This is a genomic window from Actinobaculum suis (genome assembly GCF_900102025.1).
GTDB lineage: Bacteria > Actinomycetota > Actinomycetes > Actinomycetales > Actinomycetaceae > Actinobaculum > Actinobaculum suis.
Genome location: NZ_FNAU01000005.1, coordinates 65,272 through 81,410 on the forward strand (window position 1 = coordinate 65,272; position 16,139 = coordinate 81,410).

The 16,139-nt window shown below is 59.4% G+C and carries 13 protein-coding genes; 6 read left to right on the top strand and 7 right to left on the bottom strand.

The genetic code is table 11. The annotated features are described in order from the left end of the window. Nucleotides 1–116: 116 nt before the first annotated feature. The gene (locus BLT47_RS03925; RefSeq protein WP_083330048.1) at nt 117–1,196 is read right to left on the bottom strand and encodes a lipid II:glycine glycyltransferase FemX; all 1,080 of its coding nucleotides are present in this window, start codon (nt 1,194–1,196) and stop codon (nt 117–119) included. Between the two features lie 60 nt (nt 1,197–1,256). On the opposite strand from BLT47_RS03925, the gene BLT47_RS03930 reads away from it, so the two are divergent. Then, nucleotides 1,257–1,823, top strand: coding sequence for a DUF3000 domain-containing protein (locus BLT47_RS03930; RefSeq protein ID WP_074661879.1), 567 nt, complete (start codon nt 1,257–1,259; stop codon nt 1,821–1,823). Nucleotides 1,824–2,081: 258 nt separating this feature from the next. Beyond that, nucleotides 2,082–3,422: an HRDC domain-containing protein gene (locus BLT47_RS03935; protein ID WP_256332517.1), complete on the top strand. Its 1,341-nt coding sequence runs from the start codon at nt 2,082–2,084 to the stop codon at nt 3,420–3,422. A 146-nt stretch (nt 3,423–3,568) separates the two neighbouring features. Here BLT47_RS03935 and BLT47_RS03940 read toward each other — a convergent pair whose 3' ends face one another. Beyond that, a complete protein-coding gene (locus BLT47_RS03940; protein ID WP_074661882.1) occupies nt 3,569–4,918 on the bottom strand; it encodes a class I SAM-dependent RNA methyltransferase in 1,350 nt (449 codons plus the stop codon). Between the two features lie 44 nt (nt 4,919–4,962). Beyond that, complete coding sequence (locus BLT47_RS03945; RefSeq protein ID WP_141670143.1) at nt 4,963–6,750, bottom strand: APC family permease; 1,788 nt, start codon at nt 6,748–6,750, stop codon at nt 4,963–4,965. A gap of 22 nt (nt 6,751–6,772) precedes the next feature. Here BLT47_RS03945 and BLT47_RS03950 point away from each other — a divergent pair, with 22 nt between their 5' ends. Next, the gene (locus tag BLT47_RS03950) at nt 6,773–7,492 is read left to right on the top strand and encodes a potassium channel family protein (RefSeq protein ID WP_074661885.1); all 720 of its coding nucleotides are present in this window, start codon (nt 6,773–6,775) and stop codon (nt 7,490–7,492) included. Nucleotides 7,493–7,501: 9 nt separating this feature from the next. Beyond that, nucleotides 7,502–8,263: a potassium channel family protein gene (locus BLT47_RS03955; protein ID WP_074661888.1), complete on the top strand. Its 762-nt coding sequence runs from the start codon at nt 7,502–7,504 to the stop codon at nt 8,261–8,263. Between the two features lie 14 nt (nt 8,264–8,277). Here BLT47_RS03955 and BLT47_RS03960 read toward each other — a convergent pair whose 3' ends face one another. The 3 genes from BLT47_RS03960 to BLT47_RS03970 form a co-directional block, all read right to left on the bottom strand. After that, nucleotides 8,278–8,523: a hypothetical protein gene (locus BLT47_RS03960; RefSeq protein ID WP_049620102.1), complete on the bottom strand. Its 246-nt coding sequence runs from the start codon at nt 8,521–8,523 to the stop codon at nt 8,278–8,280. A gap of 2 nt (nt 8,524–8,525) precedes the next feature. After that, entirely contained in the window at nt 8,526–9,245 is a 720-nt protein-coding gene (locus BLT47_RS03965; protein ID WP_049620103.1) for a DUF3710 domain-containing protein, read from the bottom strand. 424 nt (nt 9,246–9,669) lie between these two features. Continuing rightward, nucleotides 9,670–9,963 carry a DUF4193 domain-containing protein gene (locus BLT47_RS03970; protein WP_049620104.1) on the bottom strand — a complete coding sequence of 98 codons (294 nt, stop codon included), beginning with the start codon at nt 9,961–9,963 and terminating at the stop codon, nt 9,670–9,672. Between the two features lie 523 nt (nt 9,964–10,486). Here BLT47_RS03970 and sepH point away from each other — a divergent pair. Beyond that, entirely contained in the window at nt 10,487–12,271 is a 1,785-nt protein-coding gene (gene sepH / locus BLT47_RS03975) for a septation protein SepH (RefSeq protein WP_074661892.1), read from the top strand. Nucleotides 12,272–12,289: 18 nt separating this feature from the next. Here sepH and BLT47_RS03980 read toward each other — a convergent pair whose 3' ends face one another. Beyond that, nucleotides 12,290–13,564 (bottom strand): alkaline phosphatase family protein, encoded by a 1,275-nt coding sequence (locus BLT47_RS03980; protein ID WP_083330049.1) that lies wholly within the window; start codon nt 13,562–13,564, stop codon nt 12,290–12,292. Nucleotides 13,565–13,663: 99 nt separating this feature from the next. Here BLT47_RS03980 and BLT47_RS03985 point away from each other — a divergent pair, with 99 nt between their 5' ends. Then, on the top strand, nt 13,664–16,084 hold the full coding sequence (locus BLT47_RS03985) for a DNA gyrase/topoisomerase IV subunit A (protein ID WP_074661896.1): 2,421 nt from the start codon (nt 13,664–13,666) through the stop codon (nt 16,082–16,084). The last annotated feature ends 55 nt before the right edge of the window (nt 16,085–16,139 follow it).

Genomic DNA, 16,139 nt, shown 5'->3' on the forward strand with positions numbered 1-16,139 from the left:
CAAAGTTCGAAATACCCTTTTCCGGCGCCGTGAAATCTTTATATTCGCGGCGCCGGAAAACACGCCACCGGCATTTTCTACCCCTTCGCCCAGCTACACACGCCAGGTAAACGGGTTTATTCTTCCGGGGCCTTCCGGCGCAGGCGTTGCAAACCCGCGGAAACGTGTTCGCGGGTTTGCCGCAGGCGCGCACTCACCCCGCGCTTGGCCCGCAAAGCTACCTGCAAAGCCTGGTAGAGACGGCGATGCACAGGCACATCCCAAGCGGCAGCTACCGGCGTTATCTCCTCCGAGAACTTGGTTTTGAACCGCGTGACCCCAACCAGTTGCGGTGCCAAATCTGAATCGATCCCCATGAGGTCGAATACTTCCACGCCGGTCTTCGCTAATTCGCAAGCCATGAACCACACCAGCAAATCCGGTGCGCCCGCTTGCCGGCCAGCAGCCGAGGAAGCCGCATAGTAGTACGTGGCCAAGCGGTCCGTTTTGGTCACAATCCCCCAGCACACCGCCTCTCCCGCAATTCGCACCGTGTACAGGCGGGCATGTTCAGGCCCTAACGCTTCCAGCATTCGCTCGTAGGTGGCTTGCTCGTTAATCCCGAAAGAATCGCGCTCCCCGGTTTCTACTAGCAACTGGTAGAGCTCCCCAAAATCATCGCCCGCTTTTGCGGTTTCATCCGCCGCTACCAGCTCGGTATTGCGCAAAGCTTTACGCACATCGCGCCGCCCCCGTTTTTTGAAAGAAGCTAGCAGAGCGTCTTCTCCCTGGGTCAGATCCAGCAAAATCGTGCGATCAAAAGTCACCGACTGCAACAAGGGCTGTAAATCTGTATCGCGGTGGAGCATATGCATACGCACAAATGCGATATGTGGAGATTCCGCGCGCACGATCCGCACTAGTTGCGTGCGGAAAGCTTTCTCTTCAGCCGGGCTGGGGGCCTCCCCCGCCCACACCGGGCCATGCTTGGCCCACAGATAGGTAAAGCCCCGCCCCTGCATCGAAGTCAAAGAAATAAAGGCACGAGCTACGCCGTCGCACGTCCACACTAACCGCTTCCACGGGGTGCGCCCGGCCACAGACGCTTCAAAAGCATCCCACTGCGGCATTTGTTCGAGCGGAAGGTTCACCTGCGCCTTCTGCGCCGCAGCCAGAAACGTCGAATCATCCACATCTATAAATGCGCTCGCTACCATACCGCCATCCTACCGGCGCGCCCCGACCTAAAGGAGGTAGCTCGCCGCTATCGTAAAAATGTGTCGCACATCGAAGCACCCAATGACTTCCTCAAGGCGCTGGGAAGCCTTCGCGGTCACGTGTTCCGGCAAGAGATACACGTCACACAAATTCCTCCACCGCGTGGCCTGGCGCCCTGGGCGGTAGCCTTACGGGCAGAAATAAACGAATCCACAGCGTCAGATCCCGCATACTACCGTGGGAGTGCACGTTTCATAGTCCTTTATGATCCGGACGGGCAGGCGGGCTGGAATGGTCCGTGCCGAATCGTGTGCCAAATAACGGTACCCATTGATTTAGATATGTGTACCGATCCACTCTTTGGCGAAATGGTGTGGGAACGGTTAGCCGACGCTTTACACCAACACGAAGCTCCGTACCATAGTTTATTGGGTACTGTGACCAGGGTTTATAACGAAACTTTTGGTGGCATGGACCTGCAGGAGGACAGTAACCAGCTAGAATTACGTGCCTCTTGGAGTCCGGAAGATCCTGACCTTTCCGGGCACCTTTCCGCGTGGGCAGATTTTATTGCCTCCGCTGCCGGGCTTGCTCCCGAAGGCGTGGTTTTTCTGCGCCCGCGCTAAAACCAATCTGAGGACAGAAAGCTACATACCATTTTGAAAACATCGCCTCGCAGTTCCGAACCAAATCGCGGGCACAGCACACGTAAATCCGGTGTGCCTAAAACGAGCAGGAACTCTCCCCGCACGAACGCTCCTGGCAGGAACGCTTCCGGCACAAACGCCCCAGGCACGAACATTCGCACTACGAACCTTTCCGGTACAGGCGCCGCCGATACCACGGCCCGCGCGGCACGCATTTCCGGCACTAACGAGCCTAGCGTGCCGCAAACTACCGGCCCTACCGCCCGCGTGGCTAGCGTGAATACCCCGCAGCCTAGTGTGCCGCAAACCACCGGCCCTACCGCCCATGTAGTTAGCGTGAGTGGCCCGCAGCCCAGTGTCGAAGATTTCCGCAATCCGGAACCGGTACCTAATCCGGTGCCGCTAGACGCCCCGCGCGAGGGAATCCCGCCGCTCACCCAGTCTCCGGCGCAGCTCGCGCAAGCGGTGGCGGCTTTGCGGGCCGGTACCGGGCCTTTTGCGATCGATGCGGAACGGGCTATGGGTATTCGTTATACCGCGCGTGCCTACCTGGTACAGATTCGCCGCGCCGGTGCCGGTAGCTTCCTGTTCGACCCGGTTGGCAACGAAACCCGTTTTGGCCCGCTCGCCCAAGTTTTGACCACCGACGAGTGGATTTTGCATGCCGCCGACCAAGATCTTCCTTGCCTGCGCGAACTCGGACTGGCCTGCCCGAAACTTTTCGACACCGAAATCGCCGGCATGATCCTCGGTTTCGAACGTCTTTCCCTACAGTGGATGGTCGAAACCCTGCTCGGTTTCCGGCTCGCGAAGGAATACGCAAACTCCGATTGGTCGCAACGCCCACTTTCTGCTGACCTGCGTTCCTACGCGGCCCTCGACGTAGAGTTACTTATTCCCTTGCGGGAGCGTTTGCTGGAGATGCTCGACGACGCCGGACGCACCGAATGGTGCGCCCAGGAATCGGAGCATGTACGCACGGCTCCGCCCAAGAAACCCAGCCCGGATCCGTGGCGCAAGATTACTAAGTCTGCCAATATTAACGATCCGCGCACTTTGGCAATCGCCCGCGAATTATGGCGGGCGCGCGAAGAGATTGCCCGGCAGGCAGATATTGCGCCGGGCCGGGTGCTTGCCAACAAGGCTTTGGGAGCTTTGGCAGCCCGCCGGCCGCGGTCTTTGGCTGATGTGCGAAATGCGCCGATGCTACGCCGGGGCAGTAAAAAGAAGTATGCGGCAAAACTCTGGGAGGGCGTGGCCCGGGCGTGGAAGCTTTCCGAATCGGAACTTCCACCAAAACGACTCCCTCAGTCCAGTAGTTTCCCCACTTCTCCGGGTAATTGGAACCGGCACAATGAGCACGCGGCGGAACGCTGGGTGCTCGTGCGTGATGCCGTGCGCGGCCGGGCCGCAGAACTGGGCATCCGGCAAGACGTATTGCTCAAGCCGGCCACCCAAAAAGCTTTGGCCTGGTATGGCTGGAAGAAACGCGGCCTCGAAAACGAACTGGCCGATCTGGGAGCGCGGCCCTGGCAAATTGCCCAGGCCGCGCCCGCTATCGCCGCTGCCTTCTCCTAAACCAAACTAGCCCGGTGCCGCAGCTTACGTCTGATCCGGGCGAGCCGATGTACCGTACGAGCCCAGCGCCGGCGCCGCTTTCCCTAAAGTTGCGCCCGCCGGCCGCTCCCGTACCAGTTACTCCCGCCGGCCGCTCCCCTGCCTGGTTACGCGAGGGTGGTAACCACTTCGAAGTGGTGGGTGTTTGGGAACATGTCCAGCGAGTGCATGGCCACTACCCGCCGGCCTTGGTCCACCATCGTGGCTACATCGCGGGCCATGGCGGCCACATCGCAAGAAATCAGTACGATCCGGCGTGCATCGCAAGCCGCGGCTGCCCCGGCACCGTCAATTCCCAGGCCGGTACGCGGCGGATCGGCAATCAAAATATCGGTGCCGTACCCTTCCCGTTCAATCAAGCGGGGCGTGATTTTCGCCGTCGACACCTGCCCGCGCGGATAATCCCGCAAGTTAGCGCGTGCCGCTTCCACGGACAAACGATTACCTTCCAAACCGCGTACGGTTCCTGCCACCGCTCCCGCGTCCGCAAAATCTTCGCCCGCACTTTCGCCTGCCGCGCCCGCGCTTTCGCCTGCCGCACCAGCATTTTCTCCTGCTGCGCCCGTCGCGCTACCGCCAGCTACCGCCCGGGCTAAAGGCGCGGTGAACAGGCCGGCTCCGGCATAAAGTTCGAGCACGTGATCTCCCACTTGCACGCCCGCCTCGCTGATTACCAGTTCGCTAACCGCACGGGCCGCTTCCCGGTGGATTTGCCAAAAACCATCCGCCCGCACCCGGTAAGTGTAGGTATGCCCGGCAATTTCCACTTTTTCGGTGACGAAAGGAGTTTCGGTATCGCGGCCCTGGGCATCTACCACCCGCTTATCTACCACAATTACCGGTGCAGACGCCGAGGGCGCTACCGCTTTTACGCGGGTGCCCGCATTGAAACGCCAACCCAGCTCCTGGGCTTTTACGCCCACCAAACCAAGTTCCACGATTCGCGGGTCCGCAATCGGCAACTGCGCAAGCGCAATCACATCATGGGTGCCTTCCCGGTACATGCCCAACCGGCCGCGCCGATCCGCCGTCAAATCCACGCGGGTACGCGTATGCCAACCGTGCGATTCGGCATCCCCCGCAAAGGCTTCCACGCGCGGTTCGATTCCTTGCGCGGCGAGATGGTCGGTTAGTTCTTGCCCGCCAATGCGGCGGATTTGGGAACGCAAAACCCGGGTTTTCCATTCTTGTTGCCAGGAAAATTCCACGTGCCCCAAATCGGCTCCGCCTACGCCTCCCGGGCCTGCTTCCGGCCACGGGTGTGCCACCCGGTGCGGGGAAGGATCGCCCACCACTTCGTACGCGTCACCTTTCAGGTAGCGTTTCTTTTCCTCCGTCACGTGTACTTTCACGGTTTCACCGGGAAGGCCGAAACGTACCATGGCGGCACGCCCGTCCGGGGCACGCCCGATCGCCACTCCGCCGTGGCCTACGTCTGTGAGTTCAACCTCTATCATTTCTGCCTTTCCTGAGCGGCCTTCCCGCCCGAGCTTTTTGGGGTTTATTCTCCGCCATCTTCGAGTAAATATGGCACTTGCACAAACATTACCCGTGCCTCGCCGGCCAGGTCGCTAAAAATCCGGGGTGTGGTGCGGCCCTGGAAATTTCGTTGCCACGCATTTTGCAAAACCACGCGCGGCAAAATTACCATAACCACATCGCGATCATGGCGCCGCAAGATCTCCCGCACGTATTCTGTGAGCGGCTTGCGGGTAGGCCCGGCCGGCCGGCCCAATACCGTCAAACTCACCGGCAAATCGGCTTCTTGCCAATCTTTGCGCAAACGCTCTGTAGCGGCCGGGTCAAAATCGACCGTAATAGCCGTCAAGCTTGCTGCCCGCAAACCTCGCGCGTAGGTCACGGCGCGCAAGGCCGGCAAGTCCAAAGTAGAAACTACAACGACGGCGTGGATTCGCACCGGTAACGCCCGGCCTTCAGATAAATCTTGGGGCGCCAAGCGGGCAGACATTTTGCCGCGGCGGCGCCGGGTGAGCAAAATGAGCGCGGTTGGTACCAGAAGTGCTACCAGAGAAAGCCCCGTCCACACCGGTTGCAAAATCATGATCATTACCAGCAACGCCACCGTGGCCAGGCTTAGCAAAGCGAAAGTCCACACGCTTTCATAACCGGCTCGCCGTTCGTCTTTGCGTTCTGATTCTTGCAGTACGCGCCGGCCGCGGACGAAAATACCGAGTGCGGTAAGCCCAAATCCAATAAACGAGACAAAAACGAAAGCGGCCACGCCGGCGTACGTCGTCGTCAAAAAATTACCGAGGAAAGCCGCAAGCACGGCCGCTACCGCTACCACTACGCGCCGCGGGATAACCGCTTCCGTGGAAGCCAGGCTGCGTGCCAACATACCGTCGATCGCCAGGCTACGTAACAGGCGCGGCAAGCGATCATAAACTGCTAAAGCACAGGCCACCGCTAGCAAAGCAAAAGCGCCCGCAGCAATCGCCTGGCCTACCGGCCCCCAGACCGCGGCCGCCATTACCAAAGTGGGCATACCCACCGGCCAGGTAGCAATCCCGAACTGCGCGGCCACATAAAACGTGAGAACTATATAGATCGTGGCGATAGCAAAAGTGGCACGCAAGAAACTACTCGGTACCCGTTTATTACGCGCCCCCGGCGTCACTCGCTCCGCACACAGCCACATTAGCGCGGCCGGGCAACACATGACCACGAAAGTCTGCAAAACCGGGTGGCGTACCGAAACTTCGCCGCCACGTTCCACGCGGTTCGTAACCAGGGTGCTTAAACTAATCGAACCGGTAGCTTCCTGAATAAGCGCGGTCACCAGCAAAGCCGTGAGAACGGTGAGGGCCAGGGCGGTAGCACCTATGGTGAAACGCCAGTTGATCCGCCACCGCAACATCACCGGAACCGCCAAGATAATTGTGACCGGAATGATTATGATCCGGCCGTCGAATTCCAACGGGGTCACCGCATTGACCACCAGCGCGAGCGTGCCACCGGCAAGCACAATTAAGAGCACATATGCGATGAATTTCACGGCCGCTACCACCACTCCAGCGGCCGGGGCCACGTAACGCGAGGCGATCGTGTGTGAGGCCGTATCCGGAGTGAGTTTTGCGATCTTGTTTAGCGCGATGTCTACCACAATAAGGACTGCCAGGCCGGCGAGTCCCGCTATCCCCACGAGGACGGGTTCGGCGTAGGTGGCGGATCTTTGCACGCTTCGGGGCAGGATTAATACCACGAGCGCGGCCAGGGCGATTACCCCGGAAGCGCTGCCCGCGCGGAATCGAGTTTGCTGTGCCATCACATGCACAGGGTAGTCTGTTTGCGTGCATTTCGTGATTATGGGGTGCGGCCGGGTCGGCTCTAGCCTGGCTCGCGAACTCACATCTATGGGGCATTCAGTAGCCATTATTGATCAAGATCCAGAAGCGTTCCGCAAACTGCCGGAAGATTTCCCTGGTCAGCAAGTGACCGGGGTGGGGTTTGACCAGGAGGTGCTAATTCGTGCCTCCATTGAGGAAGCGGCGGGTTTTGCAGCGGTCTCTTCCGGTGATAATTCCAATATCATTGCGGCGCGGGTGGCACGGGAAACCTTCGGGGTTACCAATACGGTGGTGCGCGTGTATGACCCTTCGCGCGACGCCGTTTTTGAGCGCCTCGGTTTTGACACCGTTCCTACCGTGCGGTGGACGGTAGATCAGGTGTTGCACCGGCTCATCCCCCTGGGCCCGCACCGCGTGTTTAATGACCCCGTAACCGGGATTTCGCTCATTGAGGCCGATCTTGATCCTTCCTGGTATGGCCGGCCGGTTGCCGCCTTGGAAGCGGCCACCCAGGCCCGGGTGGGCTATGTGCAACGCGGCTCGCGCGGGTTGATGGTGAACGAAGAAACAATTATTCAAGACGGCGATATTGTGAAACTTGTGGTTCCGGCTGAACGTGCCAGCGGGGTACAACACGTGCTCATGAATAATGCGGATGCGGCCGAGGCGGAAGGTAGCGGCGTTAAAGATGCTGCGGGTGCGGCACAGAAGCACGGCTGGTAGGAGCAAGCGATGAAAATTTTGGTGGTGGGCGCCGGAGCGGTAGGCCTTTCCGTGGCCCGCGAACTTACTGCTTCCGGTAATGAAGTGTCGATTATTGACAAAAAACCTTCGGCGATGCGGATTTCTTCCGTTCCGGACGCATCGTGGCATTTGGCGGATGCCGGTGAACCGCCCGCGTTAGCGGAAGCAGGAGCTGGAGACGCCGATATTGTGGTAGCCGCAACCGGGGACGACAAAGCTAACCTCGTAGTCTCTTTGCTAGCCAAAACCGAATTTGGGGTAGACCGCGTGATTGCCCGCGTCAATAATCCGCGCAATGAATGGCTGTTTAATGATTCTTGGGGTGTGGACGTAACGGTTTCGACCCCGCGAATCATGGCTTCTTTGGTAGAAGACGCAGTGGCCGATGGCTCTTTGGCACAAGTGTTGAGCTTCCACCAGTCCGGAGCTGCCATGTGGCAGGTTACAGTTTCAGAAGGCGCCCCGGTAATTGGGAGCACAGTGCGTTCTCTCGTGCTTCCGGCAGGGGTAATAGTAAATGCGATCGTGCGTGATGGGGTGCCGGTTAATGCCGACCCTGATTTGGTGTTTGCGGACGGCGACCAAGTACTATTCCTCGCCGGTCCGGAAGCCGCAGATATAACCGAACTGCAAAGCCTGTTTCTCCCCGCCAGCGAAGATACGGCCGCACCTGGTGCCACCAGCGTTCAAGGTGCTCCCGGGACCGGTGCGAGTGCAGGTGTCAATCCTGCAGCCGAATCACGCAATTAGAATCCGGGACCCTGCTAAGAGGGCTGTTCGAGCACGGTGTAGCGCGGGTTGTAGGCCAGGCCCGGGCGGTTGGCGGAATGCACGGCGTCGAAAAGAATGCGCGAACCTACCTGGATACAACGTATATCGCGCCGTCCCAAAAAACACAGGGTGACCGGCACCCCCGCGGTGGTATGCACATGTACTTGTACCGCCGGGTTCGGGCCGGCACCCGGGTAGGTTATGGCGGTAACTTCACCTTCTGCGCGCAAACGCGCCACTGCTAGCGGACCTCGCTAATTTCCGGGCCGCGCACCGGCAAGTTCTGGGGCGGATTACCTGCTCCCTGGCCTCCTGCCGCTTCGGTCGCGGCTTCGGCGTCGGCTTCCGCGGGAGAAGTAGGTAGCTGCAAGGGAATTAGTTCGCGTACGGGTAACGGGCGCGAACCGCGCACGACGACGAGGTCGTCCAGCACTTTGTGGGAAACTTCGGCGGCCACCTCGTTATTGAGGGCGGCCTTGCCAGTCAGGCCAATCCGCAACAGCCACCGCGGCCCATCAATACCGAGGAACCGTACCGGCACGCGAGTTTTTTCGTTTGGCCCGGGCATCATCGCCCGCAACTCTTTCCCGTATTCGCCTTCTACTTCCGTGAAACGGCCCCCTTGCGCCACAATCGATTGGGCTACGTCGGCGCGCACGGAATCCCAAATTCCAGCCGATTTCGGCGCTGCAAAAGCTTGCAATTGCACACCGGAATCTTCGAACTGGTAAACCACTCCGAGCACCGTCTGCTTATTGCGATCCACCGAGAACTGTAATTTGGCACCAGGAACCGGCGGTAACAAGAGACTTCCTGCATTCACCCGATCGGGATTTTCTGGAGCATCTGCCTCATCATAGGGCCCCGGCCCGGCCACTTCCGGACTGTCGGCTACAACCGGGCTCTCCGCTGTTTCCGCTGCTTCGTCCGTCTTCCTCTTCCGGCGCCAAAAAAGCCTCATATCGTCCTTCCTCAGTCCTCGCTGCTGCACCATTGCACAGCCCTTGCCTTGTGCAACCTCAACGCGCTTTCACTTTGCCAGCAACTGTGCCCGTGCGGGCAACCTGCAGGCATTACTGAAACCGGTCTGCACGCTATCGCACGTACCTTGGCTTTCCCCGTAAGCCCGGAAGCTTTCCGGTCGGCCACACGCTTTTCTCGTAAGCGCTTGGCCCTAGCCTAGCGACAAGTATGCCACCGCAAGCAGGGCCTTCCGATTAGGCCCGCGCTGCCACACAGTAGTGCGCGCCACCGCACCAGGCCCGCGCTGCCACACAGTAGTGCGCGCCACCGCACCAGGCCCGCGCTACCCAACTTGGGTAGTGCGCGCCATCGCTACCACACAATGGACCACACAGCGCGCGCTAGCCTGCACGTGGGTGAGTTTAGAAAGCGCAATCCATGCACACCGGCAAACCATCTTCCATATGGTCGAGCTGGGAGCGGTGGTGAACTAGGAAGCACACCGAGCAGGTGAACTCATCATCTTGCGCGGGGATAACGTTGACGGAAAGCTCCACATTGGAAAGATCCGCGCCCGGGAGCTCAAACCCCTCCGCGGCTTCTACTTCATCTTCGTCAACATTGCTGGACTGATCTGATTGGCTGGTGAGTTGCTGAAGGGATTCTTCGCGCAGGCCCTCATCCTTATTGCGCGGTGCATCGTAATCAGTTGCCATCTGCTATTCACGCTCCATCCATGTGTAGCATTCTTGGGTTCTAACAGGGCGCACGCTACGCGCCGCTCGGTCTGCTACCTTAACGCGGCGAGCACCACATTGTTCCCTCATTAATTCGTAATCGCGCGCTCAGTGTAACAGCGCTTTCCCGAAATGCAAACGAATGTCTCGCCGGCGAAACTTTTTGGGCTAACCCACACGGCTTCCTTCCGTGTGTTCAGCAGGTTTTTGCCGGCCTTTTGCTCGCCCGCAAACGGCCATCGCGTGTGTAGCCCGTACCAAGGTCCCTGGATTTAGTTACCGTCCCGAGAGCGCCACAGGTAGTTATGTGTTGGGACAGGTAGTTAAGTGTTGGGGTACTGAACGGATTTTGAAAAATCTAGGACGTGGGTCGGAGGTGGAAGCGCTTTGGGGCGGGTAGAAGCACTTAAATATGGCGAACACACCGCCTAGCATTTGCCAGTTTCGTGGCGTTAAATGGCAGTCTTGGATGAGATAAATGCGTGAGTTACAAAGGGATGACATGAAGAAGCTCGAACTCCTCGGTTTACAGCCAGACGGGGAAAACCTCACTCTTAATGATGAGGACGGAAACCGTTACGTTCTTCCTGTAACGGATGATCTTCGAGCCATGCTCCGCAAAGACAAATCTCCGCAAACGCTGGCAGCTGAACCGGCCCGGCAAATGACGCCGCGCGAAATCCAAGCTTTGATTCGTGAGGGGCGCACAATTGACGAAGTTTCTGATCTTTCCGCTCTCCCACCCTCGCGGGTTTCGGCGCTGGCAGGGCCGATCGAAGCGGAGCGTGACTATACGGCACGGCAAGCTCGCGCCTATCCGGTAAGTGAAGAATCGGGGGCCTTCACCGTGGAAGAGCTCGTAACTTCCCGGCTTTTGGCCCGCGGTGTCCAGCCGGAAGAAATCCAGTGGGACGCTACTCGCAAACACGGCTTCCCGTGGGTCCTTTATGCTCGTTTCACTTCCGGCGGGATCGACCGCGAAGCGGTGTGGAATATTGACCAAGATAATCGGCGGATCGAAGCGCTCAATGACGAAGCGTCTTGGCTTTCGGAAACCTCGCTCACTGCCGACGCCGGTCCGTGGCGCCCGGCTAACACTCCCCCGGTGGATACCGGCACGCTTTACACTTTCCCGCAAACTTCTTCCACTCCCGCCACTACTTATGGCGGGCCGGGCCAGCCCCCAGCTCCCGAGGTACCTGGCATCCGCGCAGAAGAACTCACCGAGATTTCCGGGCAGGCAGCAAGCCCGGGCGGCGCGCAAAGCCCCGCCTACTCCTGGGAGACTGGTGATGTAAACGCGGCAAATCTTGCTGCCGAAGCGGAAAGGCGGATGCGACCTTCCTCCACTATTGATGAAGTGTTGGCCTCTTTAGATCGCCAGCGGGGCATCAGCCGCCCCATGCCCGATGCGGATAATGACGTGGCACCAGATGAGTTCGACGGCGCACATCGCGCCCCCGAACAGCTCTACGCCAAAGATGCCACCGAAGGCGACGGGCACCCCGCGGAAGTTCTCCCCTTGCGGCCCCGCGGGCAACAAGAAACGGCTAGCGCTACTAGTACTAGCGCTAATAGTGCCACCGCCGCGGCGGGCACCGAAGCTACAGCTGATCTAAGCGATGCTGCCCTAAACGACGCTGACCTGGCCGGCGCCGAAACTGCCGCCGCTACTACCAGTACTGGGATCCCGGCCGTTACTGGCCAGGTGGATGCCACGGCCGCTTCTGCGGCACGGGCAGATGCCATAGCCCGGCACCCAAGTACCATTTCGGCATCGCATCACGGCGCTGGGAAAGGCCTGCGTTCGCGCGCAGCTCGCGGTAGCCGGCAAAAGTTCTTCTCCCGTTCCGGTGCCGCTACAGGCAGTAACGCACCCGGTGCTAACGGAAGCGAAAACAGCCCGGTCAGTGGGCACAGCCCGGCCGGTGCGCCCAGCGCAGCGAGCGGAGCTAGTGCCGGTAGCGGCAGTAGCGCGGCAAGCGGACTTAGCGCGGCAAGCGGACTTAGCGCGGCAAGCGGACTTAGCGCGGCAAGCGGACTTAGCGCGGCAAGCGGACTTAGCGCGGCAAGTGCTGCAAGCACCGCAGCTCCCGCTACGGCCGCAAGTGCTACCACCACGCCCGGAAGCGATGAAGAGGCTGCCCAGCGCCGGCAAGACGCCGGGGCACAAACCGGTCAGCAGGCCGCCGTTCGCACGCAAGAACAACCGAAGAAATCTTCGCGCCGGCGGGACCGGCCAGAAATGCCCAGCTGGGACGAAATCGTTTTCGGTAAGAAAAAGTAAGCAACAGCAGGCATCTGCCTAGGCTTCGCTCATGATCCACGGGACGAGCATTTCTTGCTCCGTGACCGAGCCGTGCACGCCCCGCATGAAGCTTTGGCCCGGCGTGCGCGTACGGGAATCAATCAAGGATAAATCCCCGTACTGGTAGGAAATCACGTCACCCAATACTTGCCGGGAAAACTCCGTAACTTGCGGACCATACAGGCCTTGCGCGATTGCTTCCGCTTTCGTAAAAACTGCGGCATCCTCTCCTAAATAGTCCCGCCACCGCGTCGCAATAGCGGCCGGATCTACACCCGGTTCGGCATATACGTGCACGCCCCGCTCTTCTCCCGAAGTAACGGCAATCCCTTCCCGTAAAGGTGCGACCGCGGCAATATCAATCCGCTCTCCCACATCCACCATGCCGTGGTCTGCAGTCACCGCAATCCGCGTCCCGGAAGGCAAAGCCCGGCGCAGTTCCCCAAGTCCTCGATCTAGTTCTTCTAAAGCATGAGTCCACGCTTCGGAAGCAAAACCTTCCCCGTGGCCGGCATGATCTACCTCCGACCAATAAAACACGCCAACTTTTCCGCCGTCGTGCATAAAAAACTGGCGGGCCGCGCGCACCCGAGCATCCAAACCATCCGCCCCCACATGCCGCATACCTTTCCACGCCGCACGCGTGAGCGGCGAATTAGCAAACCGCCGATCCTGAATAATTGCTACGCGCTCACGCTCGGCTGGTTCCAAAAGCTCTGCCACGCCCGGCACCGGTTGCCACTCTTCCGGCTCATAACCCGCATCCTGCCAGCTCAACAAGCTGAAACTGCGGCCGGTGCGCGGGGAACGCAAAGCATAAGAAAGCATGGAAGTAGCGCCCGGCAAAGTGCCGGTACCAATAGTGGTAAGCGCCGCCGCGGTAGTGGAAGGGATAGTCGAATAGAGCGGGGAAAGATGCTCCCACCCCCGCAAATTCGGGGCATAGCCGAGCCGGGCTTGCAGGTTCTCAAACCCCAAACCATCCACGAGCACAATGCACACCCGCGGCGCGCCGCCAAGATCTAGTGCGGCCGCATCGGCCCGGCAACGTTCCCAGGTCACTGCATTTGCTGCCGCTGGCGCGGAGGTGGTTGCCGCCGGCACGGAATTCGTTACGGAGACCGCGGGAGTAGTTGCGGAGGTGGTAGCACCGGAATTGGCCCGCGCGGAGGCAGTTGCGCCGGTGTGGGGCGCCGGCGTCGAAAAAGTAGCGCCGAGAGCAGCGGAAAGTACCCGGGAAATCGAACGCGAGGCAGGCGGCAAAAAACTCATGCCCCTAGCCTAGCCTCGTCGTATTTCTCACGCCCGCCCGTATTTCGCCGCGCGTGCCTTCTTCTCCCATTGCGCGCGATTTCAGGAGATAATGCAGTAATGGCGCAAAAAGGTTCAGCTTCAGTCTCCGAGCATATTGTTGATATTAGTGTTTCTGATGAGATGCGCACTTCCTTCCTCGAATATTCGTATTCGGTGATCTATGCGCGTGCCCTGCCCGATGCGCGTGACGGGCTCAAACCCGTGCAACGGCGGATCTTGTATCAGATGGGCCAGATGGGGTTGCGGCCAGATAAGGGCCACGTAAAATCCTCGCGCGTGGTAGGCGACGTGATGGGTAAATTGCATCCGCACGGGGATACCGCGATTTATGATGCCATGGTGCGGCTCGCCCAACCGTTTACGATGCGCCTCCCCCTCGTCGATGGGCATGGAAACTTTGGTTCGCTCGACGACGGCCCGGCCGCTTCCCGATATACGGAAGTGCGGCTCGCCCCCGCGGCTTTGGGCATGCTCGACAGCTTGGATGAAGACACCGTGGATATGGTGCCGAATTATGACAACACTTTGCTCCAGCCGCAGGTGTTGCCCGCCGCGATACCGAACCTGCTAGTCAATGGCTCTTCCGGGATTGCGGTGGGAATGGCAACAAATATGCCGCCCCACAATTTGGTGGAAGTGATTGCCGGTGCCAAATATTTGTTACAACATCCGGACGCTACGGTGGATGACCTTATGCGTTTCATTCCCGGCCCGGACCTGCCGGAAGGCGGGCGGATCGTGGGTTTGGATCCTATCCGCCAAGCCTACGAAACCGGGCGGGGTACTTTCCGGATGCGGGCCACGGCGAAGATCGAAAAAATTTCGGCCCGCAAACGCGGCATCGTCTTTACCGAACTGCCCTACTTGGTGGGCCCGGAAAAGGTAATCGACCGGATCAAAACCCAGGTGCAAGCCAAGAAGCTCAAAGGCATCTCGAATGTGCAAAACCTTACCGACCGTCACCACGGCACCCGGCTCGTCGTCGAAGTAAAAACCGGTTTTAATCCCGACGCCGTACTAGCCCAGCTATATCAACACACGCCATTGGAAGATTCCTTTGGGATAAACAATGTGGCTTTGGTAGATGGCCACCCGCGTACGCTCGGCCTAAAAGAACTCTTGCAGGTTTATATCGACCACCGGATTGATGTGGTACGCCGGCGCAGCAAATTCCGGCTTAATAAGGCCCGCGAAAACCTGCATTTGACGGAAGGCTTGCTAATTGCGGTACTCAATATTGATGAAGTGATTGCCGTAATCCGTTCCTCCGAAGATACGGCGGCCGCCAAAGCCCGGCTCATGGCCGTTTTTGATCTTTCGGAAGTGCAAGCAGAATATATCCTCGAACTGCGTTTGCGCCGGCTCACAAAATATTCGCAACTCGAATTGGAAGGGCGGCGCGATGAACTCCTAGCTACCATCGCGGATTTGGAAAGCATTTTGGGTTCGCAGGCCCGGCTCGAAGAAACCGTGGCGGATGAGATGACGGAAGTGGCACGCGAATACGGTACGCCCCGGCGCACCGTCCTCCTCGAATCTGAAACCAAGGTGGCCGATATGCCCCTGGAAATTGCTGATGACCCAACCTGGGTGATGCTTTCCGGTACGGGCCTGATCGCCCGCACTACCGGAGCAGATGCTCCGGATAATGGCCGGCCGCGTTCCTCCCATGATGCCTTGATCTCGATTGCGCCGACTACCGCCCGCGGGCGGATCGGCGTGGTTACCACGGCCGGCCGGGTGATCGCCGTAGACGTAGTGGCCATCCCCGCTGTTCCTGAAAATGCGGGAATCGCTGGCGGTTCGCGCGTCCGCGAACTCGCTTCCCTCGAAAAAGAAGAACAAGCCTTGGCTTTGGTAGAGCTAAGCGGGCCGAATGCGGAAGCCGGCGTTTTAACTTTGGTTACCGCTCAGGGCCGGATCAAACGGCTCTCGGATTCTCACCCAGAAAACCGGGACGTGGCAGAAGCGATCACCCTGGCCGATGGGGACTATGTGGCAGATGCGGCAATCTCTGCCGATACCGACCAACTGGTGATTATCACCTCCGATGCGCAACTACTGCGGTTCGAAGCTTCTTTGGTGCGTCCGCAACGGCGCGCCGGGCAGGGAATTGCCGGTATCCGGCTCAATCCGGGAGCGCGCGTGATCGCCCTCGGGGTGGCTCCCGCCAACGATATTTCCGGGACCATGGTGGTAACCATTGCCGGTAATTCGAGTGCTTTGCCGGGAACTACAGCAGGCAGTGCCAAGGTCACGCCGCTGGATCGTTTCCCGGCTAAGGGCCGGGGCACTATGGGCGTGCGAGCGCACCGTTTCTTGAAAGGCGAAGACGTTTTGACCATCGCCTATGTAGGCCCCGAACCCTTGCGGGCCGTGGCCTCCAACGGCAAAGTCGTAGAGCTACCCGAAATTGAAGAACGGCGCGATGCTTCTGGCACCGCGCTAACTAAACCGGTAGCGGCTATTGGCAGATAGCCAGCGGTCCCTGGCTGGTTGCGCTCGGTTTGGTGGCAGGAGGCCGGCTCGGCTT